This is a genomic window from Parashewanella sp. 2210YD4-3, from assembly GCF_056591735.1.
Window position 1 is genome coordinate 32,722 of sequence record NZ_JBWQOG010000017.1, and the last position, 19,527, is coordinate 52,248.

Below are 19,527 nucleotides of genomic sequence, written 5' to 3' on the forward strand. Positions count from 1 at the left end.
TTGCACTTTTTCGACGTCAGCAGCTTGCACCGCATCACCCACGTTATTGCCCCATGCATTACGTTCATAGGTAATTACAGCTGCAATTTCTTCAGCAGTTAACTGTTTACCAAATGGTGGCATTGCACTTCCCGGCCAACCGAATTTCACAATATGAATGTGTTTTTCTGCAGGACCAAGAACATATTCAGCGCCTTTCAATGCTGGGAAAACACCCGGGATCCCCAAGCCTGTTGGCTGGTGGCAGGCAGCACAGTGAGCAAGAAAGATTTTTTCGCCTTTTTGGTAAAGCTCGTCTTTAGTGAGGGTTTTCGACAGAGCAGCCTTCGCTTTCGCTGCGGCGTCTTGTTGGGCTTGCTTTTGTGACGTCAGCCAAGTATCAAACTCAGCACCTTCAACGGCTTTAACAACAATAGGCATAAAGCCATGATCCTTACCGCAAAGCTCGGTACATTGACCACGATAAGTGCCGGGTTTATCGATTCTTGCCCAAGCTTCATTGATAAAGCCGGGAATGGCATCTTTTTTCACCGCAAACGCAGGCATCCACCATGAGTGGATCACATCGTCTGAGGTCATTAAAAAACGAATTTTACGGTCGGTGGGGAGAACTAATGGCTTGTCGACTTCAAGTAAGTAGTGTTCTTGCTTGGCTTGCTTGTTTTCGATTTGATCTCTTGGAGTGGCAAGGACACTGTAAAAGCCTACGCCTTTATCAAAATAATCGTAATGCCACTTCCATTGTGAACCGGTGATCTTAATGGTGAGATCAGAATTACTTGAATCTTCCATCGCCAATAAGGTTTTGGTTGCAGGAATGGCCATAGCAATCAAAATCACAAATGGAATAATGGTCCATAAGATTTCGACTTTGGTGCTTTCATGAAAATTGGCCGCAACGGCGCCCTTAGATTTACGATGTTTGATCATGGCGTAGAGCATCACACCAAAGACAATCACCCCAATAACACAGCAGATGTAAAAAATAGTCATGTGCAGGTGATAAACTTCTTGGCTTATCCCCGTCACGCCCTGAGTCATGTTTAGGCGCATCGATTCGGCCCAAACAGGCGGCACCATTAGTGCGGCCAATAAACAATACAACACTCGCTTCACTTGACGTCTCCTTTGTTAAACAAAGAAGAGTTACACAGTATCCCTTAGCCCTATGCGAACTCTCCGGTTCCCAAAAGCTTGTTGATATCTAAGAGCGTAGTGGTTTAAGTTCCAATAACTCCGAGGTGAGACGGTATGGCGTGTCTGTTACGGTACGACAATGGTAATGCTACTTTATACGGCTTTTGTGTTTCCACTTTGGCGCTTAACAGCGAATCAAATAGTACGACAGCTTTTTCACTGGGACATTTCAACCTATGCAGCAGAATGAGTTTTCTGCCTTACTTTAAGGAAAGCATCCTTATTGAATTTTGCTAGGTTTTTATGTCTTTCTTTTAATTAAACTTTTTGCACATGATAATAAATTGTTAATTTATTATTGAGATTACCATACTTGGTGCTTACCGATTGATCAAGTTAAGGTTTTTGATATTTTTATTTAATGGGAACGGCAAAAGGTGAAAAACCGAATTGTAGTGGTGATGAGAAGTGAAGCCATGAAAGCTCTTCATCGGTAGATTATAAAAAAGAGACGTGATGTCTTAGGCAAAGGTCATTGACTACAGACCGATGCCGTAATAATTGAAGCGAGCCTCAAGTACTACAGAAAAGTTAGTGAGTGTGAGCCGCTATAGATGATGTTTTAATTGTTGTCGTTGGGACTTCAGTTTCTGTTTCAAAAATAATGCCCATCGCACGTGCGCTTTTAGTGATTAATTGCAAGCGACGTTTGTCTTTCATATCTAGGCTGGATGTCCAGCAAATGGCGGCACTGCTGGTGCCAGAGGTCAATGCTTTTTCCATTGCCCATAAAGTTTCAACTTCATCTTTAGTGTGGACTAACAAAACTTTGTCGATGGCAATTCCTGCTTTAGCCAAAATGGTTTTGAAATTGTTGCTTGGGGGATTGATTAATACTATCCATCGCCCTTGATGGCTCAGTTGAGCCAACTGTGGACTTAGCGTTTGCAGTTCCGTCAATCCATAAGACTGTGTTTGCACAGTGTTAATGGCTTGAGGTTGCCAAACATTGTCACTTTGCCAAAGTCCTGGGTGGTGTTGCGCTCCTATTGTTTGCATACTCATAACCATTCTCCATTGCGTATCACACCAACAGCTAACCCCTCAATTTCACATTGTTCGTAGCTTAAATCGACTTCAATTGGGGCGTAGTCTTCATTTTCAGCATGTAGATAAACCACATTTCCTTTTTGCTCAAAACGTTTAACGGTGACTTCGTCTTCAAGCCGTGCTACCACCACTTGACCATTATTGGCTTGTTGCTGCTTATGTACCGCTAACAAATCACCTTCTAAGATGCCTATATTTTTCATACTGTCACCACGAACACGCAGTAAAAAGTCGGCGGAAGGCTTAAATAAGTGAGCATCGACTTGATAATGTTGTTCAACATGTTCTTGAGCGAGAATAGGTGCGCCAGCGGCAACTTGGCCAATTAACGGTAGACCCGTTTCTTGAGCTGTCACTTCTTGAGTTAAACGAATGCCACGGGAGGTACCGGGCATGATCTCAATGTAGCCTTTTTTGGCTAATGCTTTTAAGTGTTCTTCAGCAGCATTGGCGCTACGAAAACCTAAACGACGAGCAATTTCAGCGCGGGTTGGAGGCATGCCCGTTTCTGAAATATTGCTTTTGATCAATTCTAAAATTTCGGCTTGTCTTGGCGTTAGAGGTCTCATCGCAATACCTGTTTGTTCATACAGTGTTACTGGTATTATATACAGTAATCTATATAGCGCAAGAGTTAACCAAATTTATCTTGAATTGTTGAGTGCCATAAGTTTGAAATTAAACTTCGCCATAAAAGCCTACAGCTATAAGGCACAGTTAGAAAATGAAGGACAAGAGATTAACAATGATTCACTCGTTTAGTAAGTGATTGGATTTTATACTGAGTTTTATTTTAGCGAGTCACATCCAATGGCAGCAGTACATCCAGATATTTTTCCTCCACAGCAAGTTGGTTATGGCAGTGTAGGTGTAGCCGGTAGCGCTTCACTGCCACAGGGCTTATCTAATGGTGAACGGAAGTATCAATGTAATCCAGAGTCTCTCTCTCAAATCAAGGAGTCTTATATTGATCCTGATGAGCATAGAGAGCTTATTCAGCATGAGCCTATGAGGCTACGTATGTTGCTTGCTAAATTTATGAGTGTTGAACCACATAAGATAACAAGAGATAAAGACATGTGTTGCCCATGTTGGCTGCTTTGTTCCTGCTTAGAAACTAAAGCTTGTGATTACTTTTGCTTGTTTTGTTGCTGGCGAGAAGCAAAAGGGAGTGAAGAAAAATAATAAGTTACCGCATTGGATTGACTGGGGTTAATCAACGGTCTAATTGGCACTATCCTCTAACATTTGCCTTTGGGGAGTTTACCTAAATTAAGTCAGTGTTCAGCTTTTAATTTATATAATGAGACTTTTACTTTTATAGAATTGCCAATGGAAGCGATAAGATCTCAAAATCAAAGTGACCCTCCTCCAAGTTATGCGCAAGCCATGAGTAAAAGTGGTGTGGCTCATGCAAAATCCCGAGATGTTGATTCAAATGCGAAGTTAACGCCAATCTCAGGTCAGCACTATGCTTGTATCCCCAATGCGCCAGACACCGTTGCAGATATTTTTGATGTTCGAGTAACAGGGATAAAAGGCTTTTTTCGAAAATTGGCAGGTAAGTCTACTGAGTTCAAAGTGAAAGTGTATTGCTCTGCAATATTAATATTGGATGATACCCCGGAAATTGATTCAGGGAAATATCACCCTTGGCGAGTAGGTCTTGTTGAAAAAGGCGTTGAATCTTCTCTTAGTTTTAGACTCACTACAAAAGGGCATATATACATTGTTTCTACTAATAAAAAACCGCCTTTTTTTCTACGGTTGTTTCATGGGTTCAGCAAAGAAGCCATTGTGGCTAAGGCTCTTGAAAAGCAGCAAAACTCTCAACTGCGAATTCGATTAAACCGTGCTTATCGTGCTACTTACGCCCATGAATATACTTGGGGAATAAGTACTGGAATTGGTAGCGGAAACAAAAACAACTTTGAAGGGTTTGATTTTTGCCAGTTATTGATTCCTCATCGTCATCAATTGGCAAATCTGCTTGGTATCACTGAACAACAAATATTTGAATATCAACAACGATATGGTGACTGTGAATGGCATACGGTTAGCTTTATGCTGAGAGCATTTTTTAGGCACAACTTAGTGACTCATCAAATGTTTTTTGATCTACTGAGTAGCATTCCGAGTATGGAGTTTGAGCCAGAATTTCATCGTATTGCAAGGCGTTATGGCGTTAAGCTACCAGAACATTGGAAGGAGTTACCTGATATTCATTTTTCTCAGCGACCAGTCGTGCCTAATTTTGTTCAGATAGAACCGGATGGCCTGAAATTGTCACATGTCATTATGCCGCATTGTGTGAGCTTAGCGGTTTCGCTAGGGTTTTCATCAAGAGAATTTTTGGACTTACAGCGTGAAGCTACAGATAATGGTACTCGTGCTGATTTTGAATTTAATCGATTACCCTATCTCATGATTGAATATTTTGAGAATAAAGAACCGTTAAATTGGCTGCAGCTTTTTACTCATCTTGATGCCATTCCTTCTTTAAGAGGCACTTTTAAGATCATGGTGCTGGAACACTACTTTAAGATTACTGAGTATCTAGCAGAGCATGAAGATGCCAATTGTGATGGTGTTACAAAAGTTGAAGGCCATGAACAAGTCAAATACAGGAATGTAACATGCTTGAAAGTAGGTAAATGGAAGCCGATAAACTTGCTGACTGAGCTCCATCCTTATTTTTTTGACATCGCTGAGCACTTCGGAATAGCCGTTGATGATGCTATTTTTGGGGATGAGTACTTTGATTTTGATGAGCAGGTGATGATGTGGTTATTTGAGCGGTTGTTTACTCAAAATGAAAAAATGACTTGGAAAGAATTGTTTTCGCAATTGGCCAGCATTCCAGAACTGCGAAGTGAGCATGGCATTCAATACGCAGCGAAGTTTTTGAATAAGCCAGTTAATTAATAGCCGTTAAAAAACGATCTCTTTTTGGTATCTAACCGCAACGTGTGCTTGCAAAATCCTGATCGCTCCCTGTTTTAGTTCTTCATTGTAAAAGCGAAATCCATTAGAGAGGCTGTAAACCAAGGCTTGTAGTGAATGGTAATCACATTTGGCCAGCATAAGATTAAACTCATTAAGGTGATCACACACAAAGGGGTAATCGTTGAAAAGCTTGTCGACAAAATCAAAACGCTGAGCTTTTAAAGGAATAAGCGCTCTCTCTATATCCACTGCTTTTACTGTGTACTGGCTGTGCCCGCTCGTTAATACAATGGCATGGTCGAGGGTGTTCTTAGTGACGAGTACTTGTACCATTTGGTAAATTAGGCGCCCGCTTTTTGAACGGCAAAACAAATCAATATTTTTGTGTGTTAGCAATTGTTCTACATTTTCGATGTTGCTTGCCAGCAAAGCCAAACTTAATGCTGAGTTTCCATCAGAGTCTAATTGATTAATTTTACAGTAAGGAAGCATAGCTCGGATAAGCTGTGGTGAATTACACTTATACGCCGCTAATTGGAGCGCGTTGCCATACGTGCGAGGGCAAAATAGAGAGACTTGCCTAGGGTCGAGCTCGGCGATTTGTATCGCGACTTCAAGTTGCTCGGTGTTGATGGCATAGATCAGAGGAATTGAGGTCGACGGGGTGCCTGTCGAATTATCTTTCACAAGCAAAGGGCGGTTAAGAGGACGGTCTGTGACCTGTCGAACGATCCTTTGCTTAACTAATGGTACTGCTCCGGCTTTTATGGCTTTAACCAATAATAGGCAGTGCCGTTTTTCGGAATAAGTGCGATCAAAACTTTCAATTGGAATTAAAGCGGCTTGACCAAAAAGCCACTCGAGCTCTCTGTTCACAGTCTCGTCATCTTGGTTTTGATTGACGTAGTTAATAATGATGGCGGCTTTCAAACTCTTTACGTTCAATAGTTGAGCGAATTCAAGCCAGTCAGCCAGTTCAGATTTATGAATATTAGGCAGTCGTTGCATAAAGTCCCGAGTTCGCTCGAACGTGCTTTCGGGATTGGCTATCCAATCAGAGTAGCGAACACTCCAAGCCAAATTTTTAAGGTATGCCGGAGCTGATTGCCAGTGAATGGCTCGATGCTTATGGATCTCACTGACTAACTCTTCGGTAGATTCAAAACCTAATGAACGCTGGATGATTTCATGTAAGACATCTAGTTCACCGTTGACATCAACTTTTACCCAGCTACCCTCCCAATTTTCTTCTGGCTTTGGGTTGCTACTTGGGAGTTCGGTTACTTTTTTACCAAATAAAGTACCATCAGACTTAGCCTGTTTTAATCGCTGAGTTAATGCAGTGGTTAACAAGGTTTGGGTTTCATCATCTAAAGCGATATCAAAGTTGCATTTACCTTTGTTGGATAAAGGGAAAAATAAATTAAGAGGGTCTTGTGTTAACAATGCCTTTAAAAAAGGTATGTACTTGCGATTACTTAGCGCTGTTTGTAACAAGGTACCTTTGGAAGTCATCCGGTTTAGCTCTATAAGCTCAGAAGCCAGCAGTGCATTAAATGCATTAAGGTAGTTAGTGAGCATGCAGTAATGCATTAGCGAGCCTTTTTCGGTTTCTTTGTTCAATGCCCATTTAGTTACATTAGTTGGGAATAATTGAAGCGTATCAGTGGTGAACTGAAAATCATCGACTCTAACGGCTTTATCTAATAATTTGCTCGGGCACCAAGTGGCTTGTAATTCGGCATGTGATGATGGGCCTCTAGCATGAACAAAGGCATAAAGTTTACCAATAGATTGACTGTCACGTTGAGTAATTAATAGGTTGAAAATATGCTCTACCGTCTTGGGTGTGAGTTGGCAATTGTTTTGTAATATGAGTTCTAACTTCCCAAGTTGGTATAAATGAAGCACTTGCATTGGGGTGATAAAGAGCCCCCTTCTGGCTTGCTCAATAATGATGCAGACTTCACACAGAAATTCTGAGTTTGTATGGATTGCTTCAAATTCCGACGTTGATAGGTGTTGCCAAGGCATCAATTGATTGTAATCTATAACATCTTTTTGGTCTTGAGCTTGGCTTGAAGCCTGTTGCCAACGCTCAAATTCAGCATTGATGACCTCATTGAAAAAATAAAATACTCGGAATTGAACCAATTTATGGCAACGGGCCTGTTGAATGAGTATTGAATGTTGATTGGACGCCAATAATTTTAGGCACTGTAAGGCTTCTTCAAGTGAGTTTATTTCGAGCGCATCTAAATAGCCGGTTAAGATGGTTTTGTTCGATTCTTTTTCCGCTAACAGCATAATTTGGTATACCGTTAATCCTTTCGCTTCACCATTATGCTCTACCCAAAAGAAGTTGCCCCATGCTTGTTTTACTTCAGGATAGTGCGAAGGGACATGTTGTTCTTCATCTTCATTGGTAGTGGAAACCAAGGTGCATACTTTTTCGCCAATAGGATTAAAGTGGCTTCTATATTGCCTTTGAATAATCCCTATCCAATAACAAGTCAATGGCTCGAAACATATTCCGTCTGAGGTGCCGTCAGAATTTAGCAGTTCGAGAAATGTTATGTTGCTAAGTAAAAACGTATTGATTGGCTCTAATACTAATAGATTGATTTGTTCTAGTATCTCTCCATCGATTTTCGCCAATTCCACTACAGAATCCGTGTCTGATATCAGTCCATTCGTCTCTAATATATTCATCAGCCTGTCAAAATGCTGATTGCAAATGGTCGTAATAATGTTAGAAGCCGTAAGTAATCGGCTTACCTGGTGACTAAACTCTGTGTAATCGCTTTCTCGAAACTTCGATTTATAGTTTTCACCACTTCCATCCATAGGCTCTTCTATGGCAAACATAGCATCAACACTTTTTAGCAAGTGATTGACGATATGTATTTCGTATGTGTTACCCACATTTCTACGGGAAGCTGTAATCTGAAAAAATCGCATTGCATCAGCTTGGGCTATTGCAAAACATAGGTTTTTTAACGCCCCATTAGCTCCCAAATAGGAGTTGTGAAGCTTGCGGAAAGCCGTTGCAATTCGAGACTGAGCGCCTCCTGTACACGTGTCTATCCCATCCGTCATATCACCAATGATTGCTTTTTGTTCAGAAGGTTTCAGTGGTGAATGTTCAATTAAGTTGACGACCCGATGAAACTCTAGCCTCGCTTCGCCGTATAGGTAGCGGCGATAATAGGAAGCTGAGTGGTCAATTATTTTTGCGTCATCAGCTTTTACAAATAAGTTACACCTAAAGGTATCAACTTGTTTGAGTTTGTTCGTGCAGTCTGGGTCATCGAAAAAGTGCTGAATGAGGCTATTGAGTTTGTGAATGTCTTCAGAATATGAACGGCAAAAATCGTCAAAACTGTCTCTACTTCTAAATGCGACATAACAGTCAGTTTGTTGGAAATACTCAACATTTGGATACTTAATTGCTTTACCTGTCTCGGTGACCCTAAACAGTACTTCTGGGCTAGATTCAGACAGTACTTCGTTAGTGGCATGGTAATCATCACTGACATGGATAAGATGTTGCTGTGTAGGCTCAACGGTTATCATAATAGACTGCATACGGATCCGAACCCGACATTATCCACGTATTGACGAAGTTTTCATTTTGGGGAAATAAATGTCTGGTTAATTTTTGTTCACTGAGTCAGGTAGGAGTATCTGGTTATAGCGTTGTCTATGCTTATCGCCATGATTTATCTTGTTGAATAAAACAATTACTTATCCTGACAGCAATATCTTGGTATTCTAAAGAGCATATTCAAAATGAGATTTAGACGTTAAGCTCCTATGCCCAAACATGATTCCTGGTTTTTTAAATCCTTGCGTTTTATTCAAAAGTGGTTCGTTCATACTATCGTCGTACCGCAAGAGCCATTTTCGGATTTAAATATTAAGGCGGATAAGCCTTTGGTTTATGTCATGAAAACGGAATCTGTCAGTGACTTTGCCGCATTAAATGAAATCACCGCTAAATACGGTCTACCCGATCCTTATGAGCCGATAAGCATCAATGGGCAATCCGTTTCTCGAGTCGTGTGCTTACAAGGGGCTAAGCCACTATTTGGCTCAAACCAAAACGATCAAGAGTATTTGAATAATTTCAGCAAGCTACTTGAGTGGCATCATCAAGATCCGCAGTTAGATATTCAATTGATGCCTGTGAGTTTGTATTGGGGACGTACGCCCGGCAAAGAAGATGACACCATGAAGGCGGCGGTGCTGGAGCGAGAAACTCCGACGTGGTTGCGTAAATGTTTGATGATCTTATTTTTAGGGCGTCATAACTTCATTCAATTTTCCAATGCCGTTTCACTACGTTATATGGCGGATGAGCACGGCACTGATGAGCGAATTGCTCATAAGCTCGCTCGTGTGGCTCGCGTTCACTTTGGCCGTCAACGCAAAGTAATGACGGGGCCTACTCTTCCTAAGCGTCAAGCCTTGTTTAATCAATTGTTAGCGTCAGAGCCGATTCAGAATGCAATTGACGAAGAAGCAAAAAGTAAAAAAATCTCCCATGAACAAGCGAAAGTTCGTGCTGAAGAGTATCTGGATGAAATCGCTGCTGCCTATTCTGATAGCTTAGTTAGGGTTTGTGAGCGTCTACTAACATGGCTTTGGAATAAGCTTTACAAAGGCATTAATATCAGAGGGGCGGAGTCAGTGCGCCAGCTGCATCATGATGGTCATGAAATCGTGTATGTGCCGTGTCATCGCAGTCATATGGATTACCTTTTGCTGTCGTACATTTTGTATTACGAAGGAATGGTGCCACCGCATATTGCCGCAGGTATTAACCTCAATTTCTGGCCAGCAGGCCCTATGTTCCGTAAAGGTGGGGCTTTCTTTATTCGTCGCAGCTTTAATGGCAACAAACTGTATACCGCCGTTTTCCGGGCTTATTTAGATCAACTGTTTGATAAAGGCTACAGCGTTGAATACTTCACCGAAGGCGGACGTTCACGTACCGGTCGATTGCTGAATCCGAAAACAGGGATGCTCGCCATGACGGTGAACAGTGTCTTGCGTGGTTCAAAACGTCCAGTGACATTAGTGCCTGTGTATCTGGGGTATGATCACGTAATGGAAGTGTCAACGTATCATAAAGAACTGAGCGGTAAGAAAAAACAAAAAGAATCAGTATGGCAAGTGTTTGGTGCTATTCGTAAGTTGGGTAACTTTGGTCAAGGTTATGTGAATTTTGGTGAGCCCATTCAAGTTCAGCAACACCTTAATGACATTGATCCCAACTGGCGTCAGAAGATGGCGGAAGATCCGAATCAGAAACCGCAATGGTTAACACCAGCGGTCAATACGCTAGCCACCAAAGTCATGAGCAACATCAATGGCGCAGCTGCGGTCAGCTCTGTGACCTTGGTGAGTTTGATTTTATTGTCATCTGAGCAAAAATCATTAGATAAGGCCAGTCTTAAGCGTCAGCTTGCTCTGTACCTGAAACTGCTTAAAGCGGTGCCGTATTCCGAGTTTACCTCTGCGCCAGAAGGCAATGAAGACACCTTACTTGAACAAGCGTTAGAGCTTGAAAAATTCACCATAGAGCCGGATAAATACGGTGACATCGTATCACTTGATGAAACTCAAGCACGCGAAATGACCTATTATCGCAACAACATTGTTCATCTGTTTGTGTTGCCAGCATTAATTGCTAACTGCATTTTGCGTCATGAACATATCAGTCGCGAAGGCATTTTTGAGCATGTCGAGCAATTGTATCCATTAATGCAAGCTGAGCTGTTTTTGAATGTGCCTGAGCTGACGGCTCATGTTGATGCCATTATTGATCACTTTGAAGCGCAAGGGCTGATTCAACAAACCGAAACAGGCTTTAAGCACGTTGAAGCCAATATGTTGTCACTGAATATTCTAGCTCGAACCCTAGATGAAATGCTGCAGCGTTACGGTATTTTATTTAACTTGCTTGAGCAGCAACCAGAGATAGAGCGCGTTGATTTAGAAAGAGAAAGCTTAGCCTTAGCCAAACATTTAGGGACTTTGCATGGCATTGCCGCCCCAGAGTTTTACGATAAGAAATTGTATGCTACTTTGACCGTTAAACTGAAAGAATTAGGGTTTATCGGACAATCGGAGCCAAACATGCCACTTTCGTCACTTGTGTCTCAATTCAACCATTTGCTTGATCCCGCGGTTAAGCAAGTTCTCATTAACAGTGTCAAGCAGTCGCAAACGCAAGAGCTTGATAATTAATGGCGGCACAGGGCGTTACCTCACCCTCTGTGATTGGCGGAGCGATGATTGTCGCTGGTACCGCCGTTGGCGCTGGCATGTTTACTTTGCCGGTCGTTGGCGCAGGCATGTGGTTCAGTTACTCAGTGCTGATGTTACTGGTGGCTTGGTTTTGTATGATGATGGCAGGTTTGTATTTGCTTGAGGTGAATCTACATTACAAAGCTGGCGTTAATTTTGATTCTCTCACTAAGACGATTTTAGGTAACTTTTGGCGAACTGTCAGCGGCATTAGTATCGCGTTTTTAATGTATGTACTGACTTATGCCTATGTCAGTGGCGGCGGTTCCGTCGTTAACCATAGTTTGCAGGCGATTGGTCTTAGCTTGCCGCAAGGCTGGGCGGGGTTAGTGTTTGCGGGTGTGTTGGCAGCCATCGTCATCATTGGAACCAAACACGTCGGACGGATTTCCACCATCATGTTAGGTGGTATGCTGATCACCTTTTTTATGGCAACCGGTAATTTACTCTTAGATGTGGAACCCGCTAAGTTGTGGATGCCAAATGGTGAGTCTCGCTATTCCATGTATATCCTTGGCGCTTTACCCGTTGGCTTAGCCAGTTTTGGCTTCCAGCAAGTAGTGCCCAGTTTGGTGAAATACTATGATAAATCGGCATCGCATGTGCTCAAGGCGATACTCATCGGAACCGTATTGGCTTTGGTGATTTATACCTGCTGGATGATGGTTACCATGGGTCATATTGCCCGCAGTGAGTTCTCTCATATTATTGCTCTGGGTGGCAATATGGGGGCGTTGATCGAAGGCATGTCAAAAGTGGTGTCCAGTGACTGGTTATCTCACTTACTGACCTTATTTGCCAATTTAGCCGTTGCGTCCTCTTTTTTAGGGGTGAGCTTAGCTTTATTTGATTTTATTGCCGATTTATTTGGCTTTGATGACAGTTGGTCAGGTCGAATTAAATCCGGTTTAATGACCTTTGTGCCTCCTACCGTATTGGGTATTTTCTTACCGAACGGCTTTATCATGGCGATTGGCTTTGCCGCGTTAGCTGGGGCAATCTCTGTGGTGATCATCCCGTGCCTGATGGTAATGAAAGTACGAAAACTTTACCCGGAAAGTGGAAGTTTTCGTGTGCCAGGAGGCAGTGGAATGCTAGGCGTGGTGTTCTTGTACGGCATTGCGGTGATGGTATGCCATTTACTCAATATGGCAGGGTTGCTGCCTATGTTTGGGTAGATAAATGGCTGAAACTTAGGAAAGGAACATCTGAGTTTCAGCAACATCATTACTCTGCTTGAGTTATCGAAACGGTATCTGGACAACTTCCTGCATCAATGTCTTTTGCGGCTTGCATCATACTCGTCAGAGATTGAGATGCGCTGACGTCTTTGGGTAGACTGATTTCAATATTGGAAAACGCCCCTTGCTCACAATTAATCATCACCTTATGTTCGGTGTTCGGAAAGCTGGATTCAAAAGCCTTTTTAAGATCATGTAAACTGACCGTTTTGCCCTGATTGGGCTGAATAAACTGCGTCATAAACGCGCTTTGATTTAGTTTTTCGATCAACTGAGTTTCTAACGAAAAATAAGATTCTGGGCTGTTATCTCGACACACTCCGTGTTTCCACCATTCGTGACGTTCTAAGCAAGTGCCAAACTGGTAGCTGGGCATATTTTCCGCCAGTGCTGCAGATGTGGTTGGAGATAATTGCGGTGTGAGTGCAGGGTAATCACAGAAGTTATCCAAATCTTTAGTGGCTTGATCAGGAGCGCAATAACCGTAACTGATCCCACAACTGGCTTTGTCTGGCCATAATCCGTGCAGCGAGAAACGATGCCAGCGAGGGTTACTGGGATCCATTTTCATGTCTTCACATTCGGCCAAAGCATGTGGTTCGCTACCGTGATTTTGGCAAAAAGTGGTTTCCCAATTAACCGCAAACACGTTGGAATCAAATTGCATCGGCGTTGAGCAATCTTCTAAAGCCATTTGAAAGCCATTGGCGTGAGAAGATTGAGCAAGGCTCGAAAAGGATATCAATAATGGAACGACATAAAGTCCTATTTTGATGACTTTCTGCATAGCGAAGCACCTTGAACAGATAGCAAGAGGCGAAACATTACCTCTTGAACCATAGAGCTTGAATATGAATAAATCTGTGATCTAAATCTGAGTTGGTGCCTCAAGTTGTCGCTGATACCATAACCAATAAATCGCAGGTAGAACAAACAGTGATAACAAAGGTGCAGTGATCATGCCGCCAACCATAGGCGCGGCGATGGCTTTAAGTACCTCATTACCGGAACCTGCGCCCCATAATGCAGGTAAGAGTCCAAAGAAGATGGTGGCGACTGTCATGGCTTTAGGGCGAATACGCATCAAGGCACCTTGCATGATGGCGTGGCGTAAATCAGACGTGGTAGATAGTTGCTGTTTGGCTTTTGCATCACTGATGGCATTGTTCAAATACAATAGCATGATGACGCTAAACTCAGCCGCGACGCCAGCCAGCGCAATCATGCCGATGATCACGGCTGTTGAAAACTGGATGCTCATTGCATAAATCAGCCATGTACTGCCCACCAACGCGAACGGCAATGACAGCATCACCATGGTGGCTTGACTGGCTTGCTGAAAGGTCATTAACAGCAGAATGAAAATCACCACCAGTACCACGGGGATCACAACGGATAAGGTGTTTTGTACGCGCTGTAGATATTCATATTGACCAGCAAACTCGTAAAAATAACGCGGTGGCAGCGTAAAAGATTGATCCAAGGCTTTTTGAGCAGCTTGAATATAGTCTCCAAGTGCGACATCTTTGATGTCGATAAATACCCAGCTGATCAATTGTCCGTTTTCACTTTTAAGCATGGCGGCATCAGAGCGTAATCTAATGTCAGCCAGACGCGTCAGTGGGATCATCTGCCCCTGCTTACTGGTGACGGGTAATTGTTTGATGGCTTCAAGGTTATCCCTTAATTCACGAGGGTAGCGTACGATGATGGGATAACGCGCATTGCCTTGAATTGACTCACTGATGGTCATTCCACCAATCGCGAAACGTACTACGTCATGCAGTTGTTGCTGGCTGATCCCATAACGGGCAGCAATATCCAGTTTTGGCTCGATATCTAAGTAACGGCCACTGCTGCTGCGTTCGGCGTATACCGACTGTGTGCCTTCAAGTGGCGCAAGTATGGATTCTATTTGCTGACCAATGCTTTCCAATTCTTTCACATCTTCACCGCTGATCTTGATACCAACAGGGGTTTTGACACCCGTTGACAGCATATCAATGCGGGTTTTGATGGGCTGCACCCAAGCGTTAGTCAGCCCAGGAATTTGAACTTTGGAATCCAGCTCAGCAATGATGCCTTGTAGCGTCATATTCTTACGCCATTGCTCTTTAGGTTTAAGCAAAATGGTGGTTTCCAGCATGGTCAGTGGTGCAGGATCGGTAGCGGTTTGTGCGCGTCCCACCTTACCAAATACCCGTTTCACTTCAGGCACGGTTTTAATGAGCCTATCGGTTTGTTGAAGCAGTTGTCCTGCTTTAGCGGCGCTGATCCCCGGCAAAGTGGTGGGCATATACATTAAATCCCCTTCTTCCAATTCAGGCATAAACTCAGTGCCAGTATGGGCGATGGGATAATAGCTGCTTGCTAAAATAGCGATAGCCGTCACTAACGTCAGTTTTGGATGTTTGAGTACTTGATTAAGCAGAGGACGATAGCTTGCCATCAAGCCACGGTTTAATGGGTTTTGCTGCTCAGAGGGAACTTTGCCTTTGATCAAATAGCCAATGACCACTGGGATCAGTGTGATAGACAGTAACGCAGCGATCGCCATGGTAAAGGTTTTGGTGAACGCCAGCGGGCTGAACAGTCGTCCTTCTTGGGCTTCTAAGGCAAACACAGGCACAAAGCTTAAGGTGATGATAAGTAGAGAGAAAAACAGAGCTGGCCCGACTTCCACGCAACTTTGTTTTATCAGTTGCCAGTGCTCAGTATTACTGGGCGTTCGCTGATGTTGTTGCTCAAAGGCTTCGAGATGTTTATGAGTGTTTTCCACCATCACAATCGCACCATCGACCACGGCACCAATCGCAATAGCAATACCACCCAGACTCATGATATTGGCATTGATCCCAAGGTGATTCATTAAAATGAACGCACCGAGGATCGACAGCGGCAGTACTAAAATGGCCACCAGTGTCGAGCGAGCATGGAATAAAAACAGTAAACACACCAGCGCCACAATCAGCATTTCTTCGCCAATCTTGACGAATAAATTATCGACCGAATTATTGATAAGGTCGGAGCGATCATAGGTAGCGACAACCTCTACGCCTTCAGGCAGTCCTTTTTGTAATTGCTCAAGGCGGGCTTTCACCGTTTCAATCGTGGCTTTGGCGTTATTTTGATAACGCATGACAATAATGCCACCAACGACTTCACCTTGACCATCCAACTCGGCAATACCTCGGCGACTGCTTGGCCCTAAGCGTATGGTTGCGATGTCCTTTAATAGTAAAGGCGTTCCAGAGGGCGATACTTTACCGATAGGCAAGTGTTCAATTTGAGCAATGCTGGTGAGGTAACCTTTGGCGCGGATCATATACTCGGCTTCCGCCATTTCTACCACAGAGCCACCGACTTCACGGTTGTGCATTTTGATGGTGTCGATCACTTGCTTTAGGGTTAAGCCAAAATTTTGCAGCAAACTTGGGTTCACCACGATTTGATAGCTTTGCTTCATGCCGCCAATGGTGGCCACCTCGGCAACGCCTTCAAGACTTTGTAGGGCAGGTTGTAAGTACCAATCTTGTAAACTGGTAAGTTGTGATAAATCGTGATTTCCTGAGCGGTCGACTAACGCATACTCATAAATCCAGCCTACACCTGACGCATCAGGCCCCAATATGGGCTGCACACCTGTGGGTAATAATCTTGAGGCTTGAGATAAAGTTTCTTGTACGCGACTGCGCGCCCAATAACTGTCGGTGTCATCATTAAAAATGACGTAGATGTAGGAATCACCAAATAGCGAGAAACCACGAACGGTTTTTGCGCCGGGAACACTCATTAAAATATTCGACAATGGCGTGGTGATCTGCTGCTCGACCAATTGAGGTGATTGCCCTGGATATTGAGTTTTTACAATCACTTGTACGTCGGATAAATCCGGCAAAGCATCAATGGGCGTGCGCTTGAGTTCGAGTAGACCCCATCCGGTCATCAATAAAGCTAACATGATGACGATTAAGCGCTGCTCCAACGCGAGAGAAATAATACGTGCTAGCATGACTCTCTCCTAGTGCTGGTGGGTGCTAGATAAACGCTCTAGACCACCGCGTAGACTGGATTCAGAGTCCAACAGGAATTGGCCTGATACCACAACGTGTTCGCTTTCTTTTACCCCCGAAAGCACTTCGACCAAGCCTTTTCGTTTTAGCCCTGTAGTGACTTCTCTGGCTTCAAAAGTATTATCCGAGGTTTTAACAATAACGCGATTGTGAGTACCCGTTTGGATCAAAGCGTGTTGTGGAATGGTGAGCACGTGGTGTTTCGCCCCTCCGAGTAGTTCAACATCCACCAAAGCATTATGTTTTAGCGGTACAGAACTCGATTCGAACACAATGCGAACCCGACTGCTTCGAGTGACAGGATCTTGATCAGGGTAAAGATATTCAACCTTACCGACACGCGTCTCGCCTGCTGTTGTTACAGGTTTTACTCTGGCGGAGATGCCTGTGGTTAGCCAAGGTTGATTGGCATCGTAAATATCGGCGACTACCCAAATGTCATTGGTACTGGCGATGGCAAGCACTTCGGTTTTAGGCTCAATGTACATGCCTTCACGAACGTTAAGCGCTTTGATCACGCCTGCTTGTTTGGCGTAAAAATTGACTAAAAATTGGCTTTTTTTCTGTTGTTGTAACTGCTGAATTTGCTTTGGGCTGATCCCAAGCAATAGCAGGCGAGTACGAGACTTTTCTAATAACTCAGCGTACTTACGATTACTTGAGTTTTTCTCGTAAGTACTCAGTGTCAGTAAAAAATCCTCTTGAGCGGTGATCAGCTCAGGTGAGTAGAGTTGAAACAGAAGTTGCCCTTGTTTGATCTGCTCACCAATACTACTGACCGCTAACGTTTCAATCCAACCACTAACGCGGGCGTGCTGGTGATGAATTTTGCGTTCATCGTATTTAGCAATGCCGGTGGTTTTAACATACTGCCATAAGGTTTGGCGCTTAACGGGGGCAACGTTAATCGCAAGTGCTTGTTGCATATCACCAGATACACTGATCGATGGTGTATTGGTGTTATCGCTAGATGCGGATTTCACCAAATTCATGCCACAAATTGGGCAAGTACTGGGATGATCTTTTTTGATATGCGCATGCATAGGGCAGATGTATTGTGCCTTAGTTGCAAGCAATTGGTGCATTGAATGATCGTGATTGGCTGCAAATGCTGATGCCAACGCACCCAGCCAGAGCAGGGCAATAAAGGAATAACGCATAATAATTTCCTATTGGTAATTCAGAAAAATGCCCCGACTGGTGTTGGGACAGAATTAAGCTGAATTAGGCAATAGGGGGGCGCAGGCTCGGATCGGGATGGAATTGGTAGAAAAAGTGGTTATGAAATGTCATTGCAGCAGAAGATCTTGGTAACGAGATTTTTAAGGCACTATAAATCAGGCTGGCACCTGCTACAACGCCACAAGGCTCACAACTGCCTTGGCAATCGTGTTGCTCGGTTTGGCAACAATCATGAGTTATGTTGGAGACTTTGGTTTGCATCATCTTGCTGCCATGATGGCAATGCTCATCCATCGTCATAGATTGACTCATTGGCGCTTGAGAAGAATGAAAGGCAGGCAAAGTCGCTGCCGACACGCTTTGCGTGAGCAGGAAACACATACTGATGAAAACTAATAAAGTGTGCTTCATTATGCCTGATTTAATTCCCATGACCTATCACCGCAGAATCTATCATAGAAAGACCTGCGGGGGAGAGGGTTTGTTACGAACTTTGGTAAAAATACAATCTTGAATCCACTTGTCCAGCTACTTTTTGTTTGAGTAATCGCCAGTTTTTAGGCACGGTTAATTGAGCCGCATCTGATTCTAATTCCACATAAATTAACGATTCATCCGTCAGCCATTGGTTTTTCATTAACAGTTCAATGCAGGGTTCAAGTAAGTTTTTGCGAAAAGGAGGATCAAGAAACACTAAATCAAACGGCTTTTCTGGCGCTTGCTTCAATAACGATAAACTATCACCTTGGCTTACTTTAGCCTTGTCACACTTTAAGGTGTCGAGATTTTGTTGAAGTTGTTTCGCGGCTTTTTTATCGAGCTCAAATAACTGTGCGAACTCGGCATAACGGGATAACGCTTCAAAACTCAAACTGCCGCTGCCAGCAAAACAATCCAATACCCGAGCACCTCGCACATCCGCCATTAACCAATTAAAAACAGTTTCTTTGATTCTATCTGTAGTCGGTCGAAGTCCTTCAACATCATGGATAGGTAATTTTCGTCCGCGCCATTGCCCTGAAATAATACGTACTTGGCTGCTTTGTGACTGTTTCTTCGCCATGATATTCCTGTGTTGTGCTGCAAGAGAAGATGATAAACTCTGGTGTTTTATAGAATTTTAAATGAAATGGCCGCTTGGTTTAAGCAAAATCATGTGGCATGTGCTGATTGCTGGGAAATAAAATGGCAAAGAAAGGTTTTTTCTCTTGGTTCCGTCGAGATAAGTCAAAGGCTAAAGACGAGTCTAAACAAGTAGAAACACAAGAAGAAGTACAAGCGGTTGAAGCTCCAGAAGCTGAGGTTGTTGAGTCGCAGCCAGCAACAGAGAACACACCGGTAGAGGTTGGTCTTGAGTTGTCCGATATTCAAGAGTCAATCGTTAAAGATAGCGAAGAAAAAGTTTTCGAAAATACTTCAGAAACGGTTGTCGAGACGGCGGTAGAGACTGAAAATCTTGCAGAGCCAGAGCCAGAGCCAGAGCCAGAGCCAGAGCCAGAGCCAGAGCCAGAGCCAGAGCCAGA

12 protein-coding genes and 2 pseudogenes are annotated in these 19,527 nt (G+C 43.4%); 5 read left to right on the top strand and 9 right to left on the bottom strand.

Going from position 1 to position 19,527, the window contains the following annotated elements; genetic code table 11:
* Positions 1 to 9 precede the first annotated feature (9 nt).
* From coxB to lexA, 3 genes and pseudogenes are all read right to left on the bottom strand, one after another.
* A pseudogene (coxB, locus tag AC1EU0_RS18620) lies at positions 10 to 1,116 on the bottom strand (cytochrome c oxidase subunit II); the annotation flags it as partial.
* A 612-nt stretch (positions 1,117 to 1,728) separates the two neighbouring features.
* Positions 1,729 to 2,202 carry a cell division inhibitor SulA gene (locus tag AC1EU0_RS18625; protein WP_480304231.1) on the bottom strand — a complete coding sequence of 158 codons (474 nt, stop codon included), beginning with the start codon at positions 2,200 to 2,202 and terminating at the stop codon, positions 1,729 to 1,731.
* Positions 2,199 to 2,816 (bottom strand): transcriptional repressor LexA, encoded by a 618-nt coding sequence (gene lexA / locus AC1EU0_RS18630; protein ID WP_480304233.1) that lies wholly within the window; start codon positions 2,814 to 2,816, stop codon positions 2,199 to 2,201. The genes AC1EU0_RS18625 and lexA overlap by 4 nt, the downstream gene beginning before the upstream one ends.
* A 241-nt stretch (positions 2,817 to 3,057) precedes the next feature.
* Here lexA and AC1EU0_RS18635 point away from each other — a divergent pair, with 241 nt between their 5' ends.
* Positions 3,058 to 3,432, top strand: coding sequence for a hypothetical protein (locus tag AC1EU0_RS18635; protein WP_480304235.1), 375 nt, complete (start codon positions 3,058 to 3,060; stop codon positions 3,430 to 3,432).
* Positions 3,433 to 3,579: 147 nt separating this feature from the next.
* On the top strand, positions 3,580 to 5,172 hold the full coding sequence (locus AC1EU0_RS18640; protein WP_480304237.1) for a hypothetical protein: 1,593 nt from the start codon (positions 3,580 to 3,582) through the stop codon (positions 5,170 to 5,172).
* Positions 5,173 to 5,178: 6 nt separating this feature from the next.
* On the opposite strand, the gene AC1EU0_RS18645 is transcribed toward AC1EU0_RS18640, so the two are convergent.
* On the bottom strand, positions 5,179 to 8,781 hold the full coding sequence (locus AC1EU0_RS18645; RefSeq protein ID WP_480304239.1) for a hypothetical protein: 3,603 nt from the start codon (positions 8,779 to 8,781) through the stop codon (positions 5,179 to 5,181).
* A 228-nt stretch (positions 8,782 to 9,009) separates the two neighbouring features.
* Between AC1EU0_RS18645 and plsB the strand changes: the two genes are divergently transcribed.
* Complete coding sequence (gene plsB / locus AC1EU0_RS18650) at positions 9,010 to 11,448, top strand: glycerol-3-phosphate 1-O-acyltransferase PlsB (protein ID WP_480304241.1); 2,439 nt, start codon at positions 9,010 to 9,012, stop codon at positions 11,446 to 11,448.
* Positions 11,448 to 12,686, top strand: coding sequence for an aromatic amino acid transport family protein (locus AC1EU0_RS18655; RefSeq protein ID WP_480304243.1), 1,239 nt, complete (start codon positions 11,448 to 11,450; stop codon positions 12,684 to 12,686). The genes plsB and AC1EU0_RS18655 overlap by 1 nt, the downstream gene beginning before the upstream one ends.
* A 49-nt stretch (positions 12,687 to 12,735) precedes the next feature.
* On the opposite strand, the gene AC1EU0_RS18660 is transcribed toward AC1EU0_RS18655, so the two are convergent.
* From AC1EU0_RS18660 to rsmD, 5 genes are all read right to left on the bottom strand, one after another.
* Entirely contained in the window at positions 12,736 to 13,536 is an 801-nt protein-coding gene (locus tag AC1EU0_RS18660) for a ribonuclease T2 family protein (RefSeq protein WP_480304245.1), read from the bottom strand.
* Positions 13,537 to 13,617: 81 nt separating this feature from the next.
* The gene (locus tag AC1EU0_RS18665; RefSeq protein WP_480304247.1) at positions 13,618 to 16,761 is read right to left on the bottom strand and encodes an efflux RND transporter permease subunit; all 3,144 of its coding nucleotides are present in this window, start codon (positions 16,759 to 16,761) and stop codon (positions 13,618 to 13,620) included.
* A 9-nt stretch (positions 16,762 to 16,770) separates the two neighbouring features.
* Positions 16,771 to 17,982 (bottom strand): heavy metal-binding domain-containing protein, encoded by a 1,212-nt coding sequence (locus tag AC1EU0_RS18670; RefSeq protein WP_480304249.1) that lies wholly within the window; start codon positions 17,980 to 17,982, stop codon positions 16,771 to 16,773.
* Between the two features lie 64 nt (positions 17,983 to 18,046).
* Positions 18,047 to 18,436 carry a hypothetical protein gene (locus tag AC1EU0_RS18675; RefSeq protein ID WP_480304251.1) on the bottom strand — a complete coding sequence of 130 codons (390 nt, stop codon included), beginning with the start codon at positions 18,434 to 18,436 and terminating at the stop codon, positions 18,047 to 18,049.
* Positions 18,437 to 18,488: 52 nt separating this feature from the next.
* On the bottom strand, positions 18,489 to 19,067 hold the full coding sequence (gene rsmD / locus AC1EU0_RS18680) for a 16S rRNA (guanine(966)-N(2))-methyltransferase RsmD (protein WP_480304253.1): 579 nt from the start codon (positions 19,065 to 19,067) through the stop codon (positions 18,489 to 18,491).
* 122 nt (positions 19,068 to 19,189) lie between these two features.
* Between rsmD and AC1EU0_RS18685 the strand changes: the two are divergent.
* A pseudogene (locus tag AC1EU0_RS18685) lies at positions 19,190 to 19,527 on the top strand (signal recognition particle-docking protein FtsY); the annotation flags it as partial.

Excerpts from the sequence above, each read along its gene's own strand:
- AC1EU0_RS18665 (WP_480304247.1), bottom strand. The coding sequence starts at position 16,761 with ATGCTAGCACGTATTATTTCTCTCGCGTTGGAGCAGCGCTTAATCGTC.
- AC1EU0_RS18670 (WP_480304249.1), bottom strand. The coding sequence starts at position 17,982 with ATGCGTTATTCCTTTATTGCCCTGCTCTGGCTGGGTGCGTTGGCATCA.
- rsmD (WP_480304253.1), bottom strand. The coding sequence starts at position 19,067 with ATGGCGAAGAAACAGTCACAAAGCAGCCAAGTACGTATTATTTCAGGG.
- lexA (WP_480304233.1), bottom strand. The coding sequence starts at position 2,816 with ATGAGACCTCTAACGCCAAGACAAGCCGAAATTTTAGAATTGATCAAA.
- AC1EU0_RS18675 (WP_480304251.1), bottom strand. The coding sequence starts at position 18,436 with ATGGGAATTAAATCAGGCATAATGAAGCACACTTTATTAGTTTTCATC.
- AC1EU0_RS18655 (WP_480304243.1), top strand. The coding sequence starts at position 11,448 with ATGGCGGCACAGGGCGTTACCTCACCCTCTGTGATTGGCGGAGCGATG.
- AC1EU0_RS18635 (WP_480304235.1), top strand. The coding sequence starts at position 3,058 with ATGGCAGCAGTACATCCAGATATTTTTCCTCCACAGCAAGTTGGTTAT.
- AC1EU0_RS18645 (WP_480304239.1), bottom strand. The coding sequence starts at position 8,781 with ATGCAGTCTATTATGATAACCGTTGAGCCTACACAGCAACATCTTATC.
- AC1EU0_RS18640 (WP_480304237.1), top strand. The coding sequence starts at position 3,580 with ATGGAAGCGATAAGATCTCAAAATCAAAGTGACCCTCCTCCAAGTTAT.
- AC1EU0_RS18625 (WP_480304231.1), bottom strand. The coding sequence starts at position 2,202 with ATGAGTATGCAAACAATAGGAGCGCAACACCACCCAGGACTTTGGCAA.
- AC1EU0_RS18660 (WP_480304245.1), bottom strand. The coding sequence starts at position 13,536 with ATGCAGAAAGTCATCAAAATAGGACTTTATGTCGTTCCATTATTGATA.
- plsB (WP_480304241.1), top strand. The coding sequence starts at position 9,010 with ATGCCCAAACATGATTCCTGGTTTTTTAAATCCTTGCGTTTTATTCAA.